The sequence below is a fragment of the Streptomyces sp. NPDC051662 genome (assembly GCF_040681655.1).
GTDB lineage: Bacteria > Actinomycetota > Actinomycetes > Streptomycetales > Streptomycetaceae > Streptomyces.
Map to the genome: position 1 here is coordinate 44,077 of NZ_JBFAZD010000007.1, position 19,532 is coordinate 63,608.

Genomic DNA, 19,532 nt, shown 5'->3' on the forward strand with positions numbered 1-19,532 from the left:
GTCAGGGGCTGTCCGAGGCGGGCATCGGGTGGTCCGCGGCCCATGAGGCCAGGATGCGCAGTCCGTCGTGGGAGGGGGTGCCCGGCTCGGCGGTCCAGATGACGAGCTGCTGGTCGGGGTCCGTGCTCGCGGTCAGGGTGTCCCAGTCGAGGGTGAGGTCGCCGGCGACGGGGTGATGGAGCCTCTTGGTGCCCACACTCAGGGTCGCGACGTGGTGGGCGGCCCACCACTGGCGGAACCGCGGGTCCTGGACGGACAGTTCGCCCACCAGCGCGGTCAGCCGCGGGTCGTCGGGATACTTGGCGGCTTCCATGCGCAGCTGGGCGGCGCAGGTGCGCGCGACGGTCTCCCAGTCGCTGTACAGCGTCCTCATGGCGGGGTCGGTGAAGACCAGGCGTACATAATTGCGCTGCTTTTCCGGGATCCGGCAGAAATCGGTGACCAGGGCGGCGGCGAGCGCGTTCCACGCGAGAACATCCATACGGCGTCCCATGACAATGGCCGGTGTCGCGGTGAGGTCATCGAGAAGCCGCTGCAATTGCGGCTGGACTTTCTGCAGCGTGCGCCGCCGGGGCCGGTTCCGGTCCTTTCCCGCCAGGCCGAAGAGATAGTCGCGCTGGTCGTCGTTCAGCCGCAGGACCCGGGCGAGGGAGGCCAGTGCGGACGAGGACGCCTGGATGCGTCCCTGTTCCAGACGGGTATAGAAGTCGGTGCTGATCGCGGCCAGCCGGGCCACCTCCTCCCGGCGCAGACCGGGCACCCGCCTCGGTGTACCGCTGTCGGGCAGCCCCACCGCGCGGGGGCTGAGCTCGGCACGCCGGGCCCTGAGGAATTCCCCCAGCTCATTGCGGTGTGCGTCGCGGTTCATGGGCACCAGTGTCGCACCGGCCGACCCTTGTGTGAGGGGGACAGTTTTCTCCCAGGACGGAACCTGTCCCAGGGAGGGAAGTCTCCCCTTTGCGGGCGGATGCGGGAATGCGAGCCTTGATGGTGTGGCCGGCGCGAGAAGTCGGTGGCACAGCATGACGCAAGGAGTGACCGGCATGGAAAAGCTGCCGAAGAGACCTTCGACCAAGGGTCCGGAGGAGATGTTCACCGGTGACGTGTGGTTCGACGTCATCTACGCAGGCCAGGAGCCGTCCCGTATGCGGGCGAACACGGTGCGCTTCGCGCCCCGCGCCCGTACCGCCTGGCACACGCACGCCGTGGGGCAGACGCTGCATGTCATGGACGGCATCGGGCTGGTGCAGTCCCGCGGCGGCGAGGTCGTCGTGATGCGCCCCGGCGACACCGTCCACACCCCGCCGGGCGAGTGGCACTGGCACGGCGCCGCCCCGGCCCACTTCATGGTCCATATCGCGCTGTGGGAAGGACGCGGCGACGAAGGCCCGGAGACCCAGTGGGGAGAGCACGTCACGGACGACGAATACCACTGCCCGCGGGCCTGACCGCGCGCCCGCGACCAGCGAAACCAATGGAACGCCACCACTAGGGAAGGTGCCTCATGCGAGCCACGTTCATGTACGGACCCGGCGATGTGCGGGTGGAGAACGCGCCCGACCCCGTGCTGCGGCAGCCCACCGACGCGATCGTGCGCATCGTGCGCGCGTGTATCTGCGGCAGTGACCTGCACCCGTACCACAACATTCCGGCCTCCGAGGAGGGAACGCCGATGGGCCATGAGTTCCTCGGTGTGATCGAGGAACTGGGCTCCGACGTCTCCGGGCTGAAGCGCGGTGATCTCGTCGTCGCCCCCTTCGCGTGGGCCGACAACACGTGTGACTTCTGCCGCGAGGGCCTGCACACCTCCTGCCGCCACGGCGGGTTCTGGGCCGCGGGCGGTATCGGCGGCGGACAGGCCGAGGCGATACGTGTCCCGCAGGCCCAGGGCACGCTGGTGAAGCTGCCCGTCGGCGAGGACTCCGCCTTGCTGCCGTCCCTGCTGACCCTGTCCGACGTGTACGGCACCGGTTACCACGCGGCGAGGATGGCCCGGGTGAATCCGCGCACCACGGTGACCGTGATCGGTGACGGCGCCGTCGGGCTGATGGCCGTGCTGTCCGCCAGGCGGCTGGGCGCGGAGCGGATCATCCTCATGGGCCGGCACAAGGACCGCACCGACCTCGGACGCGACTTCGGCGCCACCGATGTGGTCGCCGAGCGCGGCGAGGAAGGCATCGCGAAGGTGCGGGACCTCACCGGCGGTGACGGTACGCACACGGTGCTTGAGGCCGTCGGCTACATGAGCGCGTACGAGATGGCGGTCGGTGTGGTGCGCCCGGGCGGTGTGATCAGCCGTGTCGGTGTGCCGCAGTACGAGGAGGCGCCGATCGGGTTCGGCAGCCTGTTCGGCCCCAACATCACTCTCAACGGCGGCCCGGCCCCGGTGCGCGCCTACTTGGAGGAGCTGCTGCCCGACGTCCTCGACGGTACGGTCGAGCCGGGCCGGGTCTTCGACCGTACCGTCGGCCTGGACGAGGTGCCCGACGGCTACCGGGCCATGGACAACCGTGAGGCTCTGAAGGTCCTCGTCCGTCCCTGACCGCGCACGACGAGCGGTCCGCCGAGCCGGCGGTACGCGCCGGCCGAAGCGACGGGGGCCGCCCGGCCCGTGGCCGGACGGCCCCCGAGATCCTCATCGGGCCGAGGGATCCTGCCCCCGAGGCCAGTGGCATCCCCGAGGCCAGTGGTATCCCGAGGCCAGGGGTATCCCCGGGGTCAGCAGTAGAGATTGCCGCCCGGAGTGGTGCCGAGGATCGAGATGAAGCGCTGGTAGGCGTCGACCCGGCTCTGGACCTGGGCGGGGTTGCGCCCGTCGCACTCCAGGGAACCGTTGATGCTGCGGATGGTCTCGCCGAAGCCGCGCTGGTTGACCATGGCGTTGTGCGGGGTCATGGTGCCGGGGCCGGACTGGGTGTTCCAGTACCACAGGGCGGTCTTCCAGGCCACGGCCGAGTCGTTCTGCACGAGCCAGGGGTTGTTGAGCAGATCGATGCCGAGCGCGTCCCCGGCCGCCTTGTAGTTGAAGTTCCAGCTGAGCTGGATCGGACCGCGGCCGTAGTACGCGGCCTGGCCCGCCGGGCAGCCGTAGGGCTGGCCCCAGTCGCAGTAGTGCGGGTAGTTGGCGGTGTTCTGCTCCACGACATGGACCAGGCCGCCGGTCTCATGGTTGACATTGGCGAGGAAGGCGGCGGCCTCCTGCCGCTGGACGGTGTCACTGCCCGTCTTGGCGAAGGCGGGGTAGGCGCCGAGCGCGGCGGTCAGCCCGCTGTAGGTGTAGAAGGGGTTCCGGCCCGGGAACATCTGGTTGAACTGGGCCTCGGAGACCACGAATCCGCCCGGACTCGGGTTGCCGCCGCCGGTGGCCGGGGCCGACCACTTCTGGTTCGCGGCGCCGGTGCAGGTCCAGATCTGCAACCGGGTGCCGTTGGCCGAGTTGTTGCCCGTGACATCGGCGCACTTGTCGGCGGCGACGCTGACGATGTCCCGCGCGGCGGTCACGACCCACCGCTGATTGGCGCCGCCGCTGCAGTCCCACAGCTGGAGCACGGCCCCGTTGGCGGTCGAATTGCCGGTGACGTCGAGACACTTGCCGAGAGCCCGGATGGTGCCGTCCGCGTTGACGCTCCATTGCTGGGCGCCGGAGCCGTTGCAGTCGTACAACTGCACGGCGGTGCCGTTGGCACTCGAAGCGCCCGCCACGTCGACGCACTTGCCCGCCAGTCCGCTGATCTGGCCGGTGGCCGCCGCGGCGGGGGACGCGGGGAGCACGCTCAGCAGGCCCACGATGAGGGAGCCGATGGCGGCGTAGGCCGCCCTGCGGGTCATGGAGCCGCGCCGCCGGGCGACCACGCGTCTCCAGTGAATTCTCATGCCCATGTCATACCTTTCACGAGGCGCGCACAAATCGGGGATACGGCAGGGGAGTTCACTACTTGATTCAAGGTGTGAGCGAAGCGCGCGTCAAGGGTTTGGTATGGACCAATCGCGCTGTCGCCGCGCCTCCACGATTTGCGTGTGTCCGCGGCACACCATGAGCTCCGCGGTCCTTCCGGGGCGAGCGAGAGAGAGCGGAGGACGGACGAGGTGGGTGGGTGGCAGCCGGTGCTGGTTCTCCTCGCGGTGGTCGTGGCCGGTCTGGTGGCGCTGTACGGACTGGCCGCGTGGCTGGCCGTCGACCGTACGCCGCTGGAGACAGGACCGTTCGCCGGTGGACTGCCCGCCGCCGAACACGCGTTCTCACGGTTCCATGTGCGCTGGTACCCCGTCACGATGATCTTTCTGGCCTTCGACATGGAGATGCTCTTTATGTACCCGTGGGTCACGGTGGTGTCGCGGGTCGGGGTGAGCGCCGTCATCGAGATGTTCCTGTTCCTCGGGATTCTCTTCGCCGCGGTGGCCTACGCCTGGCGCGAGGGGGCCTTCCGGTGGACCTGAGAGGCGCTCTCCGGCGTACCGCCCTGCGGCGTCCCGCCGTCCTCCTCGTGACATGGCCGGGCGCGACCGGTATCCGGCTCGGTATGGAGGCGGAACTCCGGCGTCGGGGCTGGCCGGTGGTGGCCTCGCCCGCCGCCGCGGACGCGCTCGTGGTCTGCGGGTCCCCGGTGGCCGCCCGTGCGCGGTGGCTGGACGATCTCGAACGCGCCGTACCGCGTCCCGCCGTCCGCGTCACCGTGACGGAGCCCGGTCACGCCGCCCGTCCGCTCGATGAGGTACGCGAACGGGTACGGGCGCGCCCGGACACGGAAACGACACCGCGCCCCACCGGACGCGAACCGACACACCACGAGGACCGCGACGGCCACGAACACCATCAGGACCACGGCACACACGCGATGCCCGAGGTGGCGGGTCTGCCCCTGGCCGAACGGGCCGACGACCGGGACGGCCTCCGGCTGGACCGGTTGCATGTGCCGCTGGGACCGGCCCTGGCCGACTGGCCGGCGGGGCTGATCCTGCGCTGCGCGCTGCAAGGAGACGTCGTCCAGCGGGCCGAAGTCGAGCACCTGCCCGGGTCGGACGGCATGCCGTTCTGGGCCGCACCCTGGCTGCGGGCCGCCCGTGGTGAGCGGGTCTCGCGCGGGACCGCGGCCCGCCGCCGCTGCGCGGCCCATCTCGACAGCCTCGGCAGACTGCTCTCCGTCGTCGGATGGGCCGACCCCGCCGCCCGCTCCCGGCGCCTGCGGGACGAGGTGCTGGCGGGCCCTCCCTCCGCGCGTACGACAGCGGAAGTACGGCGCCTGGCCACGCGGGTGGGGCGATCCCGGACCCTGCGGTGGCTTCTCACGGGACTCGGCCCGCTGTCCACGACCCACGCGCGGGAACGGGGCGTGAGCGGCCCGGCTCTCGCGGCGGACGGTGACGCCCATGCCCGCCTCCGCCTCTGGCTGACGGAAATCGGCCGGGCCGTACGGGACTTCGACGACACCCGGCCGCTGGCCCCCGGCGATATGCGAGGGCCGCGCGGCGCCCTGGACGGGGACCGTCCGCCCTCGCGGGCGCTTCTCGACATCCTGCCGGGGCTGCTCGTGGGAACGGAGTTCGGGTGCGCGCGGGCCATTCTGGCGAGCCTCGATCCCGATATCGACGAGGTGGCCCCCGTGCCGTCGGCAGGGGCGGGCCATGCCTGAATCCGCGCCCCTGTGGGCCACCGCGGTCCTGCCGCTCGCCCTGCTGGCCGCCGCCGTCGTCACGGCGGGATTCGACGCGGCGCTGACGGCCGCGGCGGAGCGGGGGCGCGCGGGGAGTCCACGCGAGTGGGGCGTTCGGGCGGCGGCGCCGGTACATGAGGGTCTGCGCCTCCTCGTACAGCAGCGGCGCCGGACGACGGCCTCCGACGTGGCGCTCGGCAGGGCCGGAGTGGTACTGGTCCCCGTGGCCGCCGTGCTCGCGGGCGCGGTGCTGCCCTGGGGGTTCCGCGCCGTCAGCGATCCGAGCGTGGGCGTCGTGTGGTTCAACGCCATGGAGGCCCTGTCCTGGGCGGCGGTGTGGCTGGTGGGCTGGGGTCCCAACTCGGCGTTGTCACTGATCGGCGGATACCGCTTTCTCGCCCAGGGCCTGGCGTACGAGCTTCCGCACATGTTCGCCCTCACCACCGCGGCCCTGGGTGCCGAGTCCCTGCGCGTCGGCGATGTCGTCGCCGCTCAGGACGGGCTGTGGTTCGTGGTGTGGATGCCGGCCGCCTTCGTCGTCTATCTGCTGAGCGCGATGGCGATGTCGTTCTGGGGGCCGTTCGGCGGACCGCTGGGACGGGACACGGCGGGCGGCGCGGCGGTCGAGCTGTCGGGCGTGGACCGGCTGGTGTTCCTGGGCGGCCGTTGGCTGCTGCTCGTGGTGAGCGCGGCCTTCAGCGTGCCGCTCTTCCTCGGTGGCGGACACGGGCCGCTGCTGCCCGGCTGGGCGTGGACCGCGCTGAAGACCGCGCTGGTACTGGCCCTGCTGGTGACGGGGCGCCGGCTGCTGCCGGTCCTGCGTATGGACCGGTACATGGGGCTCGCCTGGCTGGTGCTCGTACCGCTGACGCTTCTTCAGGCGCTCTTCGTGGCCGTGGTCGTGCTCCACCGATGACAGGGCGGGTGAGGGGCGGGTGAGAAGCCGGTGACGCTTGACGACGTGATCTTCTGGGTGCTCGCCGTCCTCGCGACGGGCGCCGGGATCATGGTGTTCCGGTTCGACTCGATGGCGCGGGCGACCTACGCCCTGCTGATGTCGTTGCTCTGCGTCGGCGGTGAGGTGCTGCTGCTCGGCCTCGACTATCTCGGCGTGGTGATCATCCTGATGATGACCATCGAGATGGCCGTCATGGCGGTGTTCATGGTGATGTACATGATGAACCCGGCCGGTCTGCTGCCCATGTCGATGGTGCACAACAAGAACGGCGCGGCCGGGATCTGCGCGGTGGTCTTCGCCGTCCTGGCCGCCGGCGCGCTCCTCGCACCCTGGCCCGCCCGGAAGGGAAGACCGCCGGACGATCCCACGACGGCCCTCGGCCTGTCGCTGATGGGACCCCAGATGCTCACCATGATGACCCTGGGCCTGGCCCTGTTCGCCACCATCGTCGCCACGGTCGCTCTGGCCACCCACCGCGGACGCTACGACCGGTTCGGCGACGACCTACGAGCCGGCACCCCGGCCCCGGCCCCCACCTCGACCCCGCCCCGGACCGCCGGAGATCCGGAACGGGGAGGCCACGGCCGATGAGTCTCGACCTGTTCCTCCTGCTCGCCGCCGCGCTGTTCAGCACCGGGCTGTTCGGCGCGCTGACCCAGCAGTCGATCGTCATGCTGATGATGGGTCTCGAACTGATGGTGGGCGGCGTCATCCTCGCCGCAGCGGCCGTCTGGCACCACATCGCGCCCGCCTCCGCCGACGGTCAGGTGCTGGTCGTCCTCGCGGTCACGGTGATGGCCGTGGAGATGGCCATCGGTTTCGCCGTCGTCACCGCGCTCTTCCGGGCCCGCGAGGTCGAGATGACCGACATGGCGGCGGAGCTGAGGGAGTGAGCGCCCTGCTGTGGGCGCTGCTCGCCCTGCCGCTCACCGTGGGAACCGTTCTCGCGGCCTGCGGGCGCGCCGCCGACCGGACCGCACCCGTGGCCGCGGTCGCCACCGCCCTCGTCACCCTGGGCCTCGCCATCGCGGTCGCCCTCGGCCGCCCGACGGCCGGGGCCCCGCTGCTCGACGGACTCCCCGTACGGTTGGTGGTGGACGGCCTCTCCGGGGTGATGACCGTGACGGTGGCGGCGATCACCACCGCCGTCCTGGTCTTCAGCGTCGGCGATATCCCTCCCGGGGAGGCGCGCGCGCGTTTCTTCGGGCTCATGCTCCTGTTCAGCGGCGCCATGCTGACCACCGTGACGGCGGCGACGCTCCCCGTACTGCTGATGGCCTGGGAGCTGATGGGCGCCACCTCCTGGGCGCTCATCGGTTTCTGGTGGCGCGACCCGGAGAACGGCCGGGCGGCGAATATCGCCTTCCTCACCACTCGCGCGGCGGACCTCGGGCTCTATCTCGCCGCCGGGGCCGCACTCGCCGCCCTCGCGGCCGGTGGCGCCGGCTCGCTCGCCCTCGCGGATCTGCCACGTGCCACCGCGCCCTGGCTCGCGGTCATCACCGCGGGGGTCATCGTCGCCGCACTCGGCAAATCGGCCCAACTTCCCTTCAGCTTCTGGCTCTCGCACGCCATGCGGGGTCCGAGTCCGGTCTCCGCCCTGCTGCACTCCGCGACCATGGTGGTGGGCGGCGCGTATCTGCTGATCCGCCTGGAACCGCTGCTGGCGGCGTCCGGCTGGGGAGGGACCGCCGTGGCCTGGGCGGGCGCGGTCACCGCCGTGCTGCTCGGTCTTGTCGCGGTCGCGCAGAGCGACCTCAAGCAGCTGCTGGCCGCGTCCAGTTGCGCGCAGATCGGCTTCATGGTGCTCGCCGCGGGCGTCGGATCGACCACCGGCGCGACCCTCCAGCTGATGGCCCACGCGGCGGCCAAAAGCCTCGCCTTCCTGATCGCGGGCGGCTGGCTGGCCGCCCTGGGCGCCCGATCGCTCCCCGCCCTGCGCGGTGCGGCGCGCCGCGACCGTACGGCCGGAGTCGCCTACACCGTCGCGGCGCTCACGCTCGCCGGCGTTCCGCCGCTGTCGTTGTGGGCGGCGAAGGACGTTCTCCTCGCCGCGGCGCTGCACGAGAGCGCCGCGCTGTACGGGGTCGGGCTCGCGGGGGCCGTCGTGTCGGCGGTGTACGCGGCGAAGGCGCTCTGGTTCGTCCGGCGGCCCACCGACGCGGCCGAGGTGACCCCTCCCCGGGTGACCCGGGCGCCACTGGTGGTCCTCACCGTCGCCTGCGCCGGACTGACCGTGCCATGCTTCCCGCCGGTGCGCGAGGCCCTCGGCCGGGTACTGGGATCCGCCGCCGAACCGGCCCCGGTGGCCTGGGAGTTCGTACTCTCCGGCGCGCTCGCCCTTGTCGCCTCCGCCGTCGTGTGGGTGAGAGGCCCACGTTCCGCCGGAAGCCGGTGGTGGGCCGACTGGCTGGGCCTGGAGGCAGTGGCGCGTCTCCTTTTCGTACGGCCGGTGGTACGCCTCGCCCACGCCCTCGCCGCGTTCGACGACCGCGTACTGGACCGCGCCGTCGACGGTGGCGCACGCGGTGTCCTGCGGCTCGCGCGCTGGACCGACCGCCGGGTCGAAGGGAGCGTCGACGGCGGCGTCGAGGGCATCGCCGCCGGCGCGCGGGCACTCGGCCGCTGGGCGCGTCTGCCACAGACCGGTCAGTTGCATCAGTACCTCGCCCAGGCTGTTGTCGCCTTCACCGTCCTCGCCGTCGTACTCGTCCTCATGAGGTGACCGCCGTGCTCACGGCCATCGTCCTGCTCCCGACCGCCGTGGCGGCGCTGCTGCTCTGCGTCCCGCGCGGCGCCCCGCGCGGTCTGTTCCTCGCCGTGTGGGTGGCGACCGCCGCGGCGGAACTGGCCCTGACCGTCGCCGTGTGGTGGGGGTTCGGGGCCGGCGGCGGGATGCGGTACGAGACCCGCGCCCGCTGGATCCCCAGCGCCGGGGTCGGCTACCACGTGGGCGTCGACGGGCTGTCCCTGCCGCTGGTCGCGATGGCCTGTGTGCTGTTCCTGGCGTGCGCGCTGTACGCGTGGCGCGAGCGACGGCGCGTCCGCGAGTTCGCCGCGCTCTTCCTGTTCCTCCAGACGACCTGCCTGGGGCTGTTCGTCGCCCTCGACCTGATCCTCTTCTTCGTCTTCTTCGATCTGTCGATCGTCGCGATGTACTTCGTCATCGCGGGGTGGGGACACCGGCACGCGGCCCGTGCCGCGCTGAAGTTCTTCCTCTACACCTTCACCGGCTCGCTGGCCCTGCTGCTGGGATTCATCGGTCTCTATCTGGCCGCCTCCCCGCACACCTTCGACATCGTCGATCTGACCCGCGAGAACCCGCTCGCCGGACGGTCCCTGTACGGCGCGCTCGTCCTGCTCGCGATCGGCGTCGGCCTGGCGGTCAAGACCCCGACCGTCCCCTTCCACACCTGGCTGCCTCCCGCGCACACCGAGGCACCGGCCGCGGGGTCGGCGATCCTCGCCGGGGTCCTGCTGAAGATGGGCACCTACGGATTCCTGCGGATCGCCCTGCCGGTCCTTCCCGGTGCCTGGCGGGAGTACGCCGCCGTCTTCGTTGTGATCGGTGTGGTCTCCGTGCTGTACGGGGCGCTGGTCGCGCTCGCCCAGAGCGACTTCAAGCGGATGATCGCGTACACCTCGGTCAGTCACATGGGCTACATCATCCTGGCGATCGGCGCGGCGGCGGCCATCACCACGGGCGTCGAGGCGCGCCGGCTCGCCGTCACCGGCGCCGTGTTCCAGATGGTCAGCCACGGTCTGCTGACGGGAGCGCTGTTCCTGCTCTCCGGCGTGTTGTACGCGCGTGGGCGTACGTACGACATGGCGGCGTACTCGGGCGTCGCCGGACGGGCGCCGGTCTTCGCGGCGCTGACCGGCGTCGCCGCCTTCGCCTCGCTGGGGCTGCCTGGGTTCTCCGGCTTCATCGCCGAATTCCAGATCCTCACCGGGAGTCTCGGCCCGCGGCCGGTGGCGACCGGGCTCGCCGTGCTCGGGATCCTGCTCACCGCCGCCCTGTTCCTGCGCGCCCTGCGCCAGATCCTCTTCGGCCCGCTCCGGCTTCCGGCCGTCGCGCCGGGCGCGGCGGGGCCGTTCCCCGACCTCCGGGCCCATGAGAGCGCCGCCGTCGTTCCGTTGCTCGGCCTGGGCGTGGTCCTCGGCCTGGCGCCGCGCTTCGTGCTGGACGTCATCGAGCCGGCCTCCCAGGACGTGCTGGAGCTGCTCGCGCGATGACGGAGATGAACGAGAACCCGCTCGATCTGCTCCCCGAGGTACTGCTCGCCGCCTCCGCCGTCCTCGGACTGCTGTGGGGCGCCTGGCTGCCGCGGCGCCGGCAGTGGCTGACCGGCGCGCTGGCGTTCACGGCGTGCGGCGCGGGCATCGGGGCGTCCGCCGTGGCCGCCGCCGGGCCGGCCACCACCGCGTTCGGCGCGTCCTTCGCGGTGGACCCGGTCACGAACACCGCCCGGATCGTCATCCTCGGTGGCACGCTGCTGGTGCTCGCCCTCGCCGTCGGCCCGCTCCACGCGAACCGCCGGGAGAGCGAGTTCTATGTGCTGCTGCAACTGTCGGCCCTGGGGGCGCTGATGCTCGCCGGAACCCAGGACCTGCTGCTGCTCGCGGCGGGCTATCTGCTGGCCAGTGTCCCGGCGTACGCCCTGGCCGGCTTCCGCGAGGACGGGCCGGGGACCGAGGCGGCGCTGAAGTACTACGTCGTCGGAGCACTCCTCGGTGTGGTGATGCTCGGCGGGATCACCCTGCTGCTCGCCGCCGGGCGCGGCACGTCCTATCCGGCGCTGCGGGCCGCGCTGCCGGACGCGTCCGCCGGGCTGGTGGCCGCCGGTGTGGTGGCGCTCCTGGCAGGGGTGCTGTTCAAAGCGGGCGGCGTACCGGCGCACTTCTGGGTTCCGGACGCCGTACAGGGCAGTTCGGCGCCCGTGGCGGCGTTCCTCACGACCGTGCCCAAGATCGGTGCGCTGGCCGCGTTCTACCGCCTCGTGGCCGTACCCCTCGCGGACACCTCCGTACCGTGGCCCGCGCTGGTCGCGGTCCTGTCCGTCGCGTCGATGACCGTGGGCAATCTGGCCGCCTTCTTCCAACGGGACGTCAAGCGGCTGCTCGCGTACTCGACCATCAGCCAGGTCGGCTACCTCCTGCTCCCCGTCGTCGTCGGTGGGCGTACGGACATCGGCCAACGAGCCCTGCTCTACTACCTGGCGGCGTACGCGCTGACGAACCTCGGGGCGTTCGCCGTCGTCCGCGCGCTGCCGGGGGCCCGCACCATCGAGGACTACCGGGGCCTGATACGGGAACGGCCCGCGCTGACCTTCGCGTTGGTCGTCTGTCTGCTCGGCCTGGTCGGTACCCCGCCCACCGCCGTCTTCCTCGGCAAACTGGAGGCGTTCAGCGCGGCGTTCGACGGCGGCTACGCGTGGCTGGCGGTCGTCGCGGCGGTCAACACCGTGGCCTCGCTCTTCTACTACCTGCGCTGGATCGCCGCCGCCGTCTCGGGCCCCGCCCCGACGGTGCCTCGTGTGTGGTCGCGCACCGCCGGCGGCCTCGCCTGCGCGATCGCCGCCGGGTCGGTGGTACTCGGTCTGCTCGGCGGGCCGGTACTCGGGATCCTGGACGGCGGCCCAGCGCCGTGAGCGGCCCGCGCCCGCCGGCCGTCGGACCACCGCGCGGGCGCGTCTTCCTCTCTTGGTTTACGTCTTGGTTTACGCGTCCGGTTCCGACGCCTGACGGAGTTCGCCCTCCAGCAACCCCATCGTGAACATGTCGTACCACTGGCCATCACGTCGGAAGGTCTGGCGCAGCCTGCCCTCGTCGACGAAGCCGACCTTCTGGTAGACGCGGTGAGCGGCGTGGTTCTCGGTGACGACGGTCAGCGAGATCTTGTGCAGCCGCATCTTCTCGAACCCGTAGCGGCAGACCGTCCGCATCGCGTCGGTGGCGTACCCGCGTCCCCAGTACTCCTTCTCGCCGAGATAGATGTCGAGCTTGGCGCATCCCGTCTCCGGCTCGGCCTCGCGCAGTTGGACGAGGCCGATGAGGTGCGTGTCGGTGAGCGCCTCGATCCCGAAGAGCACCTCACCGTAGGCGTTGCGCGGTCGCTCCTCCAGCCATCTCCTGACGCGGCCGAGCGGCTGGGCGTAGTCGTCGTTCATCCAGCGCATGACGTCGGGATCGTGGTTCCACCGCCACAGTGCCTCGGCGTCCGACGGATCCATCGCTCGCAGCTTGACGAGGTCTCCGAGCACCATGTCTGCCGGCCCTTCGCTGTTTCATGATCAGCCTTCTGTGAACCCGCCAGTGGTAGCACGGGCCGAACCCGGGACTCAACCTGTTAGGTCCTGTCCGGTCGATCTTCGCGGGCCGATCACGCGCGTACGGACCTACTCCCTACGGATCTCCTGCGTACAGCATTTCACCCCGCCGCCGGCCTTCCGGAATTCCGAGAGATCCACCGGGACCGGACGGTAACCGCGGTCCGCCACCGCCTCGATGAGACCGACCGCGTCCTGGGCGATGACCACATGATGCCCGTCGGACAGGGAATTGAGACCGAAGCACTTGGCGTCCTGCTCGGTCGCGACGACCGCGTCGGGAAAGAGGGTTCTCAGGACCCGCTGACTTCCCGGTGAGAACGCGCCCGGATAATAGGCGACATTGTCGTCGTCGAGCGCGAACAACGCCGTATCCAGATGGTAGAAGAGCGCGTCGACAAGGCGCAGGCTGACCGTGGGCACACCAAAGTACTCCCGGGCCTCCTGGTGCGCCTGCGGCAGCGTACGGAATCCCGTCCCCGCGAGGAGAACCCCTCCCACCGGTATGAAGTCACCCTCTCCCTCGCAGATATGGACAGGTGTGCCCACCTCGAAGCCGGCGCGCTCGAACCACGCCCGGTAGTGACCGGATTCCGGCCGCCGCTCCGGCGCGTGAAAGTGCGCCCCGAACACTCTCCCGTCCAGCACCAGAGCGGAGTTGGCGGCGAACACCATGTCCGGCAGACCGGCGACGGGCGTCATCAGCTCCACGTCATGTCCCAGATTCCGGTATACGGAGACGAGGGCCTCCCATTGCCGTAGCGCCAGCGCCGAATCCACCGGCTCCTCCGCTGTCATCCAGGGGTTGATGGCATAACGGACCTCGAAATACTCCGGCGGGCACACCAGATAACGACGCTTCCTCGCTGTCCGTCGTGGCACCATGAACGGCCCTTTCGTAGAACCGGGGGAGACGAGCACCAGAATATGGACGCCCCGGACCCGCGAACAAGAGAGGAATGTTGCGTGGGGCCGCAACTCTGTTGCGTGTGACGGCGCGAGAGCGGCTACTCGTTAATCCGTGAGAAGCGTCCCGAGCCGGCCTCGGGACTGCCAGGCAGCAGATGGGACAGCACCACGAAGCTGTGCGTCTCCTTCACGAACGACTCCGCGCGGATCCGTTCGAGGACATCCTCGAAGTGCTCGACATCGAGCGCCCTGATATGGAGGATCGCGTCGGCGCGCCCGGTCACGGTGACGGCCGACTGGATCTCGGGGTGGTTCCTCACGACCTCCGCCAGCCGCTTCGGCGGCGCGGCGCCCTCGCAGAACACCTCCACATACGCCTCGGTGTGCCAGCCCAGCGCCGACGGCGTGACCACCGTGGTGAAGCCGGTGATCACCTCGTCCTCCCGCAGCCGGTCCACCCGGCGCTTCACCGCGGGCGCCGACAGTCCGATGGACAGACCGATCTCCTTGAAACTCGCCCTGGCGTCGGCGATCAGCGCTGTGAGGATCTTGCGATCGAGGTCATCCAGGACAGTTCCATGACGGCGCATCAGGAATCCCCTCCACTCGGGCGCACGCGCTGTCGCGTGGCCGTTGCGGAGATCATCGTGCATCACCCCGGCGGCGTCAGCGGCGTCGGTGACGGACCCGAGGGACCCGGCGCACCCGGCGGACCCGAGGGAACCCGGCGGACCCGGCAGGCCAGTACTTCCTTCCGATGCCACTTTCGCGCTGTGTGGGCTCCTTCGCGCCCAACGGTCCCATTCGTGCGACGAAGGGCGGCCATCGTTCAGCTCCCTGCCATCGGGTGGACACAGCCGATCAGCACAGTGCAGCGGACACGGACATCCAGTTCATGGAGTACGCATGAGTACGGCAGACAGCAAGAAGAATCTGGACAGACGGGCGCTCCTGCAGGCCGCGCTGGTCGTACCGGCGGCGGGCGCCGCGGTGGCGGCGCTCGACACCGTACCGGCGCGGGCCGCGACAGCGACGGCGGCGGCCACGGCAGGGGGCGGCGGAGGCCGGTTCGATGCCGACAGCCCCCGGTTCGCGCTGGCCGTCCTTCCGGACACCCAGTACCTCTTCGACGCCGACAGCTCCGACCCGGCGCCGCTGCGCGAGACGTTCCGGTACCTCGTATCGGAGCGTGGCGAATCGAATATCGCGTTCATGACGCACCTCGGCGATGTCACGGAGCACGGCACCGAGGAGGAGATCGAACTCGCCGCCGACACCTTCCGTACCCTGCACGGCAAGGTGCCCTACAGCGTCCTCGCGGGCAATCACGACATCAACGGGTCGCTGGACGACCAGCGTGGCGACAGCGCGTATCTCAAGGCCTTCGGGCCGAAGCGCTACTCCTCCATGCCGACCTTCGGCGGTGCCTCGCCCGACGGTTACAACAGCTACCACGTGGTGCGCGCGGCGGGCCGCGAGTGGCTGGTCCTCGCCCTGGACTGGCGGGTGTCGGACGGGGGACTGCGCTGGGCGCAGGGCGTGCTCGACAAGCACCCTTCGCTGCCGACCGTGCTGACCACCCACGACCTGGCGTGGTCGGACGACGACGGCTCGGCGCAGCTCTCGGACAACGGCAAGCGGCTGTGGGACGGCATCGTCCGCGGCAACGACCAGATCTTCCTGGCCCTGGGCGGTCACTACTGGCCGCCGGGCCGCACCGTACTGACCAACGACGCCGGTCATGACGTACACGTCCAGATCACCAACTACCAGGACCGCTACTACGGCGGTGCCGCGATGATCCGGCTGTACGGCTTCGATCTGGCCCGCGGAGTCATCGACGTCGAGACGTTCTCCCCGTGGTTCCTCTCCCGCGATCCGGAGAAGCGGACGCCACTGGAGGCCGAGACCATCGAACTGACCGGCCCGGTCGACCGGTTCAGCCTGGACATCGACTTCACCGAACGGTTCGCCGGCTTCGCCCCGGTCGTACCGCCCGCCCCGCGGCCCGCTTCGGCCGTGATGCCGCGTGGAACGGTCGCGTACTGGCGCTTCGACTCCTCCGGACTGCCGGACGGCGGCCGGGCGGGCAAGCCCGTGACGGACGGCAGGGTCGCCCGCGATCTGACCGGCAACGGCAACGATCTGACGGTACGTCGGCTGCACACCAGCGGTGCCGACGCGCTGACCTGGTCCGCCGAACACCACCTCGGCCAGCCCGCCCACGCGAGTCTGCGCTTCGACGGAGGGAAGGCCCCGGACCGCGGCGCGGTCCTCACCACCGCGGCGGGCGCCCCGCTCAACAGCGCCACCTTCACCTCGGGTTACACCATCGAGACCTTCATCAAGCTTCCGGAGCCCTTCGACGGCGATCACGCCTGGATGGGGATCCTCAGCTGGGAGGGGCGCAACGGCGACGCGGGCAAGACGACCGGCTGGTCGCCCGACGAGCCGACCTGCAGCCTCAATCTCTCCCCGGAGCGATTCCTCCAGTTCGTCGTCTATCCGCAGCGCCAGGACGCGGACCCCACCTCCTGGAGCCACGCGGTCCCGGTGGGCCGCTGGATGCATATCGCCGTCGTCAACGACGGCCGCCGTACGGTGATGTACGTCGACGGCTCGAAGATCGCGCGCAACCCGGCCCAGAAGTCGACCGGTATCGCCACGCTGGGCAAGCCCTTCGTCCTGGGCGCCACCCAGTTCGACGAGCAGTTCGGCCAGGGCTTCTACGGCTGGATCGGGGACACCCGGATCGTGAGCCGGGCACTCGCGCCGAAGGACTTCCTGACACCGTTCGCGTAAGGCGGTGGGCCGGGTGGCGGCGGCGGGCTCACGTCCGTCGCCACCCGGCCGTCCTCAGGGCCCCTCGACTACGTCACCGTCGGCAGTACGGCACCGGCGACTGGTTCTCGACGTAACGGGCCGCGACATAGCCGGGTCGTGCGTCCCCCAGCAGATACCAGAGGTTGTTGCCGTCCACGTTCTCGCCCCTGACCTTGCAGAAGAGGGGGATGACCGTCCCTGGCCGCAGGCCGCCCAGATAGGCGGAGCGCGAGGTCGGCTCCTCACGGATGCTCAGGGTGATCCGCGAGACGACCTTGCCCCTGGGCTCTTCCACGGGCGTCCGCGCCGACCGCGTGGGCAACGGATCGCCCGCCACGGCGGAGACGGCGGCGGGGGAGCCGGTGACATCGGCGGCGCCGGCGGGAGCGGCGGCCAGCGGCCCGGAGCCGATGATCGCGAGTACGGCGAGACCCGAGGCGACACGGCGCCCGGTGCGCGGTCTGTTCACGGTGTTCCCTTTCCCCTGTGGGATGTTGCCTCCTCCTTATGGCACGCGGGGCGGGACGATCGCCAGGCCGGAGGGGAATCCTCACCCGAACGGGTCGACGTGCGCGCTGTGTTCGGTGGCGCGACCGGCAACGACCGCCGACCGCGCCCGTTGTGGAACGCCTGACCGGTCAGCTGTTGACCAGCGCGATGTAGCGGTCCCAGTCCCAGAGCCGGCCCGGGTCGGTGTGCGTGGCGCCGGGGACCTCGCTGTGGGCGATGATGTGTTCGCGTGTCCGGGGGATGCCGTATGTGCCGCAGATGGCGGCGGTCAGCGCCGCGGACGACGCGTACATCGCGTCCGTGAAGTACTCCGGCCTGTCCACCCAGCCCTCGTGCTCGATGCCGATGCTGCGGGTGTTGTAGTTCCAGTTCCCCGCGTGCCAGGCGACATCCTTCTCCCGTACGAACTGTCCGATATAGCCGTCCGCCGAGGCGACCATGTAGTGCGCGGAGACCTTCTTGGCCGGGTTCTGGAAGATCTTCATCGCGTCGGGGAAGGTCTCCTGTGTCACATGGATGACGACGAAGTCGACCTGATAGGTCGTCGGACGGCTGGACACCGTGTAGTTGGAGGTGCTGGCCGGGATCCAGTGGGTGGGCGGATAACCGGCGGAGGCACGCGGTCCGCCCTCGGGGGCGCCGTGTTCACCGGGCGGACGGCGGTCGTCGGCGGCCCGGGCCGTGGAGGCGGAGATCGTGGCGAGTCCCAGCGCGGCGGCGCCGAGACCGGCGCCGGAGCGGAGTAAGGCGCGGCGGGACGGTGTGGGGGCGTGGTCTTCCATGGGGCCTCCCGAAATCCATTGCCTGGAAGGGATGACGCGCGTAGCGCGGTTCCATGCTGAACCTTCTGCATGGCCATGCCAATAACCGCTGGGCAAAGAAAGAAAGCGGGGCTCGGTCTGGACCTCTGGCATACGCGACGCACTCCAGGGCCGGTTCGGCGGGCCGGTCCCGGTCCTCATCCTGTCGGCCGCCCGGATCCGCGCAAGGGCGCCCCACGTCGGGAGTTACGCGGGTGTAATACTCTCCCCATGGTGTCGCAAGTTACGCGTGTGGGTGCGGGGGCGGCCGGTACGACGGTCTCGATCAGACGGGCGACCGCGCGGGACGCCCGGCGGCTCACCCGGCTCGTCCGGGTCTCCCGCGCCTACGAGGGGCCGTACGCCCCGATGGTCGCGGGGTACCGGGTCGGCCCCGACTACATCGAGACCCACCGGGTCTTCCTGGCCGTGGCGACCGAAGGGGGAGGGGCGGGGGGCGCCGCGGAAACCGTACGCACCGAGGAGCGGCTGCTCGGCTTCTACGCGCTCGTCCTCGATCCGCCCGAGCTGGATCTGATGTTCGTCGCGGACGCCGCCCAAGGGCTCGGCATCGGCCGTCGGCTCGTCGAGCACATGACGGACGAGGCGCGCGGCGCCGGACTCGACGCCGTCCGTGTCGTCTCCCATCCGCCCGCCGAGGGTTTCTACCGCAGCGTGGGTGCCCGTAGGACCGGCACGGTGGCCGCGAACCCACCGGCCGTGATGTGGGACCGGCCCGAACTGCTGATCTCCGTGCCGGGCGGCGCGGACCGTACGGGGAGAAGCGGCGTACCGCCCCAATAGGCGTTGCCCGACCGACTAGGCGTTGCCCGACCGACCGGGGACCGCGCGTGCGGCGCGGCCCCCGGTGGCCGAGGGACCGGAGCCCCGGAGCCCCGGTGCCTCGCCGCTACTCGTCGAGCAGCGTGTTCATCCGGGTGATCTCGGCGCTCTGGGACGTGATGATGGCGTCCGCCATGTCCTTGGCGCGTTTGTCGGCCCCTGCCGACTTCTCGGTCCTGGCCATCTCGACCGCGCCCTCATGGTGCTCGACCATCAGCTTCAGGAACGCGGTGTCGAACGCCGGGCCCGTGGCCTTCTCCAGCGTGGACATATCGCTGTCGGCCATCATCCCGGGCATCGAGTGCCCCGAGTGATCCATGCTGCCCTGCGTGGGCACCTGCGCGCCCCAGGACGTGAGCCAGCCGGAGAGGGTCTTGATCTCCGGGTCCTGGGCCTTCTTGATCTCGGCGGCGAGCTTCTTCACCTCCGCCGAGGAGGCCCGGGTCGCCGCGAGGTCGGCCATCTCCACGGCCTGCCGGTGATGCGGGATCATGCCCTGCGCGAACGACACGTCCGCGGCGTTGTACAACGAGCCCGCCGCCGAACCCGGGGCCGAGGCGGATGCGGACGCGGACGTCGAAGCGGTGGCGGACGTAGGTCCGTTGTCCCCGCCGCAGGCGGAGAGGGTGAGTGCGGCGGTGGACACGGCCGCGGCGATGGCGGCCGCACGGGCCGCGTGACGGTACGAGGTCATGGTGGAACGACTCCT

At 70.6% G+C, this 19,532-nt stretch carries 20 protein-coding genes; 12 read left to right on the forward strand and 8 right to left on the reverse strand.

Annotated elements, in window-relative coordinates; genetic code table 11:
- Position 1: 1 nt before the first annotated feature.
- On the reverse strand, positions 2-868 hold the full coding sequence (locus AB0M67_RS14020) for a helix-turn-helix transcriptional regulator (protein ID WP_365745593.1): 867 nt from the start codon (positions 866-868) through the stop codon (positions 2-4).
- 175 nt (positions 869-1,043) lie between these two features.
- Here AB0M67_RS14020 and AB0M67_RS14025 point away from each other — a divergent pair, with 175 nt between their 5' ends.
- Both AB0M67_RS14025 and AB0M67_RS14030 read left to right on the forward strand, forming a co-directional pair.
- Positions 1,044-1,448, forward strand: a complete 405-nt coding sequence (locus AB0M67_RS14025) for a cupin domain-containing protein (RefSeq protein WP_365745594.1) — start codon at positions 1,044-1,046, stop codon at positions 1,446-1,448.
- A 56-nt stretch (positions 1,449-1,504) separates the two neighbouring features.
- Positions 1,505-2,542 (forward strand): alcohol dehydrogenase catalytic domain-containing protein, encoded by a 1,038-nt coding sequence (locus AB0M67_RS14030; protein ID WP_365745595.1) that lies wholly within the window; start codon positions 1,505-1,507, stop codon positions 2,540-2,542.
- Positions 2,543-2,718: 176 nt separating this feature from the next.
- Here AB0M67_RS14030 and AB0M67_RS14035 read toward each other — a convergent pair whose 3' ends face one another.
- Positions 2,719-3,828 carry a glycoside hydrolase family 19 protein gene (locus AB0M67_RS14035; RefSeq protein ID WP_365745800.1) on the reverse strand — a complete coding sequence of 370 codons (1,110 nt, stop codon included), beginning with the start codon at positions 3,826-3,828 and terminating at the stop codon, positions 2,719-2,721.
- Positions 3,829-4,086: 258 nt separating this feature from the next.
- Between AB0M67_RS14035 and AB0M67_RS14040 the strand changes: the two genes are divergently transcribed.
- The 8 genes from AB0M67_RS14040 to AB0M67_RS14075 all read left to right on the forward strand — a co-directional run bounded on the left by AB0M67_RS14040 (position 4,087) and on the right by AB0M67_RS14075 (position 12,260).
- Positions 4,087-4,437: an NADH-quinone oxidoreductase subunit A gene (locus tag AB0M67_RS14040; protein ID WP_365745596.1), complete on the forward strand. Its 351-nt coding sequence runs from the start codon at positions 4,087-4,089 to the stop codon at positions 4,435-4,437.
- Positions 4,428-5,630, forward strand: coding sequence for a hypothetical protein (locus tag AB0M67_RS14045; protein WP_365745597.1), 1,203 nt, complete (start codon positions 4,428-4,430; stop codon positions 5,628-5,630). The genes AB0M67_RS14040 and AB0M67_RS14045 overlap by 10 nt, the downstream gene beginning before the upstream one ends.
- Positions 5,623-6,567, forward strand: coding sequence for an NADH-quinone oxidoreductase subunit H (locus tag AB0M67_RS14050; RefSeq protein WP_365745598.1), 945 nt, complete (start codon positions 5,623-5,625; stop codon positions 6,565-6,567). The genes AB0M67_RS14045 and AB0M67_RS14050 overlap by 8 nt, the downstream gene beginning before the upstream one ends.
- Before the next feature lie 90 nt (positions 6,568-6,657).
- The gene (locus AB0M67_RS14055; RefSeq protein WP_365745801.1) at positions 6,658-7,200 is read left to right on the forward strand and encodes an NADH-quinone oxidoreductase subunit J; all 543 of its coding nucleotides are present in this window, start codon (positions 6,658-6,660) and stop codon (positions 7,198-7,200) included.
- Complete coding sequence (locus tag AB0M67_RS14060; protein ID WP_365745599.1) at positions 7,197-7,502, forward strand: NADH-quinone oxidoreductase subunit K; 306 nt, start codon at positions 7,197-7,199, stop codon at positions 7,500-7,502. Before AB0M67_RS14055 ends, AB0M67_RS14060 begins: the two co-directional genes overlap by 4 nt.
- The gene (locus AB0M67_RS14065) at positions 7,499-9,334 is read left to right on the forward strand and encodes a proton-conducting transporter membrane subunit (protein ID WP_365745600.1); all 1,836 of its coding nucleotides are present in this window, start codon (positions 7,499-7,501) and stop codon (positions 9,332-9,334) included. The genes AB0M67_RS14060 and AB0M67_RS14065 overlap by 4 nt, the downstream gene beginning before the upstream one ends.
- A 5-nt stretch (positions 9,335-9,339) precedes the next feature.
- Positions 9,340-10,845: an NADH-quinone oxidoreductase subunit M gene (locus tag AB0M67_RS14070; protein WP_365745601.1), complete on the forward strand. Its 1,506-nt coding sequence runs from the start codon at positions 9,340-9,342 to the stop codon at positions 10,843-10,845.
- On the forward strand, positions 10,842-12,260 hold the full coding sequence (locus AB0M67_RS14075; RefSeq protein WP_365745602.1) for an NADH-quinone oxidoreductase subunit N: 1,419 nt from the start codon (positions 10,842-10,844) through the stop codon (positions 12,258-12,260). Before AB0M67_RS14070 ends, AB0M67_RS14075 begins: the two co-directional genes overlap by 4 nt.
- 69 nt (positions 12,261-12,329) lie before the next feature.
- Here AB0M67_RS14075 and AB0M67_RS14080 read toward each other — a convergent pair whose 3' ends face one another.
- The 3 genes from AB0M67_RS14080 to AB0M67_RS14090 all read right to left on the reverse strand — a co-directional run bounded on the left by AB0M67_RS14080 (position 12,330) and on the right by AB0M67_RS14090 (position 14,437).
- A complete protein-coding gene (locus tag AB0M67_RS14080) occupies positions 12,330-12,875 on the reverse strand; it encodes a GNAT family protein (protein ID WP_365745603.1) in 546 nt (181 codons plus the stop codon).
- A 132-nt stretch (positions 12,876-13,007) separates the two neighbouring features.
- Positions 13,008-13,823: a dimethylargininase gene (gene ddaH, locus AB0M67_RS14085; RefSeq protein WP_365745802.1), complete on the reverse strand. Its 816-nt coding sequence runs from the start codon at positions 13,821-13,823 to the stop codon at positions 13,008-13,010.
- A 122-nt stretch (positions 13,824-13,945) separates the two neighbouring features.
- Positions 13,946-14,437: an Lrp/AsnC family transcriptional regulator gene (locus tag AB0M67_RS14090; protein ID WP_365745604.1), complete on the reverse strand. Its 492-nt coding sequence runs from the start codon at positions 14,435-14,437 to the stop codon at positions 13,946-13,948.
- Positions 14,438-14,753: 316 nt separating this feature from the next.
- Between AB0M67_RS14090 and AB0M67_RS14095 the strand changes: the two genes are divergently transcribed.
- Positions 14,754-16,649 carry a LamG-like jellyroll fold domain-containing protein gene (locus AB0M67_RS14095; RefSeq protein WP_365745605.1) on the forward strand — a complete coding sequence of 632 codons (1,896 nt, stop codon included), beginning with the start codon at positions 14,754-14,756 and terminating at the stop codon, positions 16,647-16,649.
- Between the two features lie 73 nt (positions 16,650-16,722).
- Here AB0M67_RS14095 and AB0M67_RS14100 read toward each other — a convergent pair whose 3' ends face one another.
- Both AB0M67_RS14100 and AB0M67_RS14105 read right to left on the reverse strand, forming a co-directional pair.
- The gene (locus tag AB0M67_RS14100) at positions 16,723-17,139 is read right to left on the reverse strand and encodes a hypothetical protein (protein WP_365745606.1); all 417 of its coding nucleotides are present in this window, start codon (positions 17,137-17,139) and stop codon (positions 16,723-16,725) included.
- 169 nt (positions 17,140-17,308) lie between these two features.
- Positions 17,309-17,962 (reverse strand): N-acetylmuramoyl-L-alanine amidase, encoded by a 654-nt coding sequence (locus AB0M67_RS14105; protein WP_365745607.1) that lies wholly within the window; start codon positions 17,960-17,962, stop codon positions 17,309-17,311.
- Between the two features lie 249 nt (positions 17,963-18,211).
- On the opposite strand from AB0M67_RS14105, the gene AB0M67_RS14110 reads away from it, so the two are divergent.
- Positions 18,212-18,784, forward strand: a complete 573-nt coding sequence (locus AB0M67_RS14110; RefSeq protein WP_365745608.1) for a GNAT family N-acetyltransferase — start codon at positions 18,212-18,214, stop codon at positions 18,782-18,784.
- A 106-nt stretch (positions 18,785-18,890) separates the two neighbouring features.
- Here the strand turns inward: AB0M67_RS14110 and AB0M67_RS14115 are convergent, their stop codons facing one another.
- Complete coding sequence (locus AB0M67_RS14115) at positions 18,891-19,517, reverse strand: DUF305 domain-containing protein (RefSeq protein WP_365745609.1); 627 nt, start codon at positions 19,515-19,517, stop codon at positions 18,891-18,893.
- Positions 19,518-19,532 lie beyond the last annotated feature (15 nt).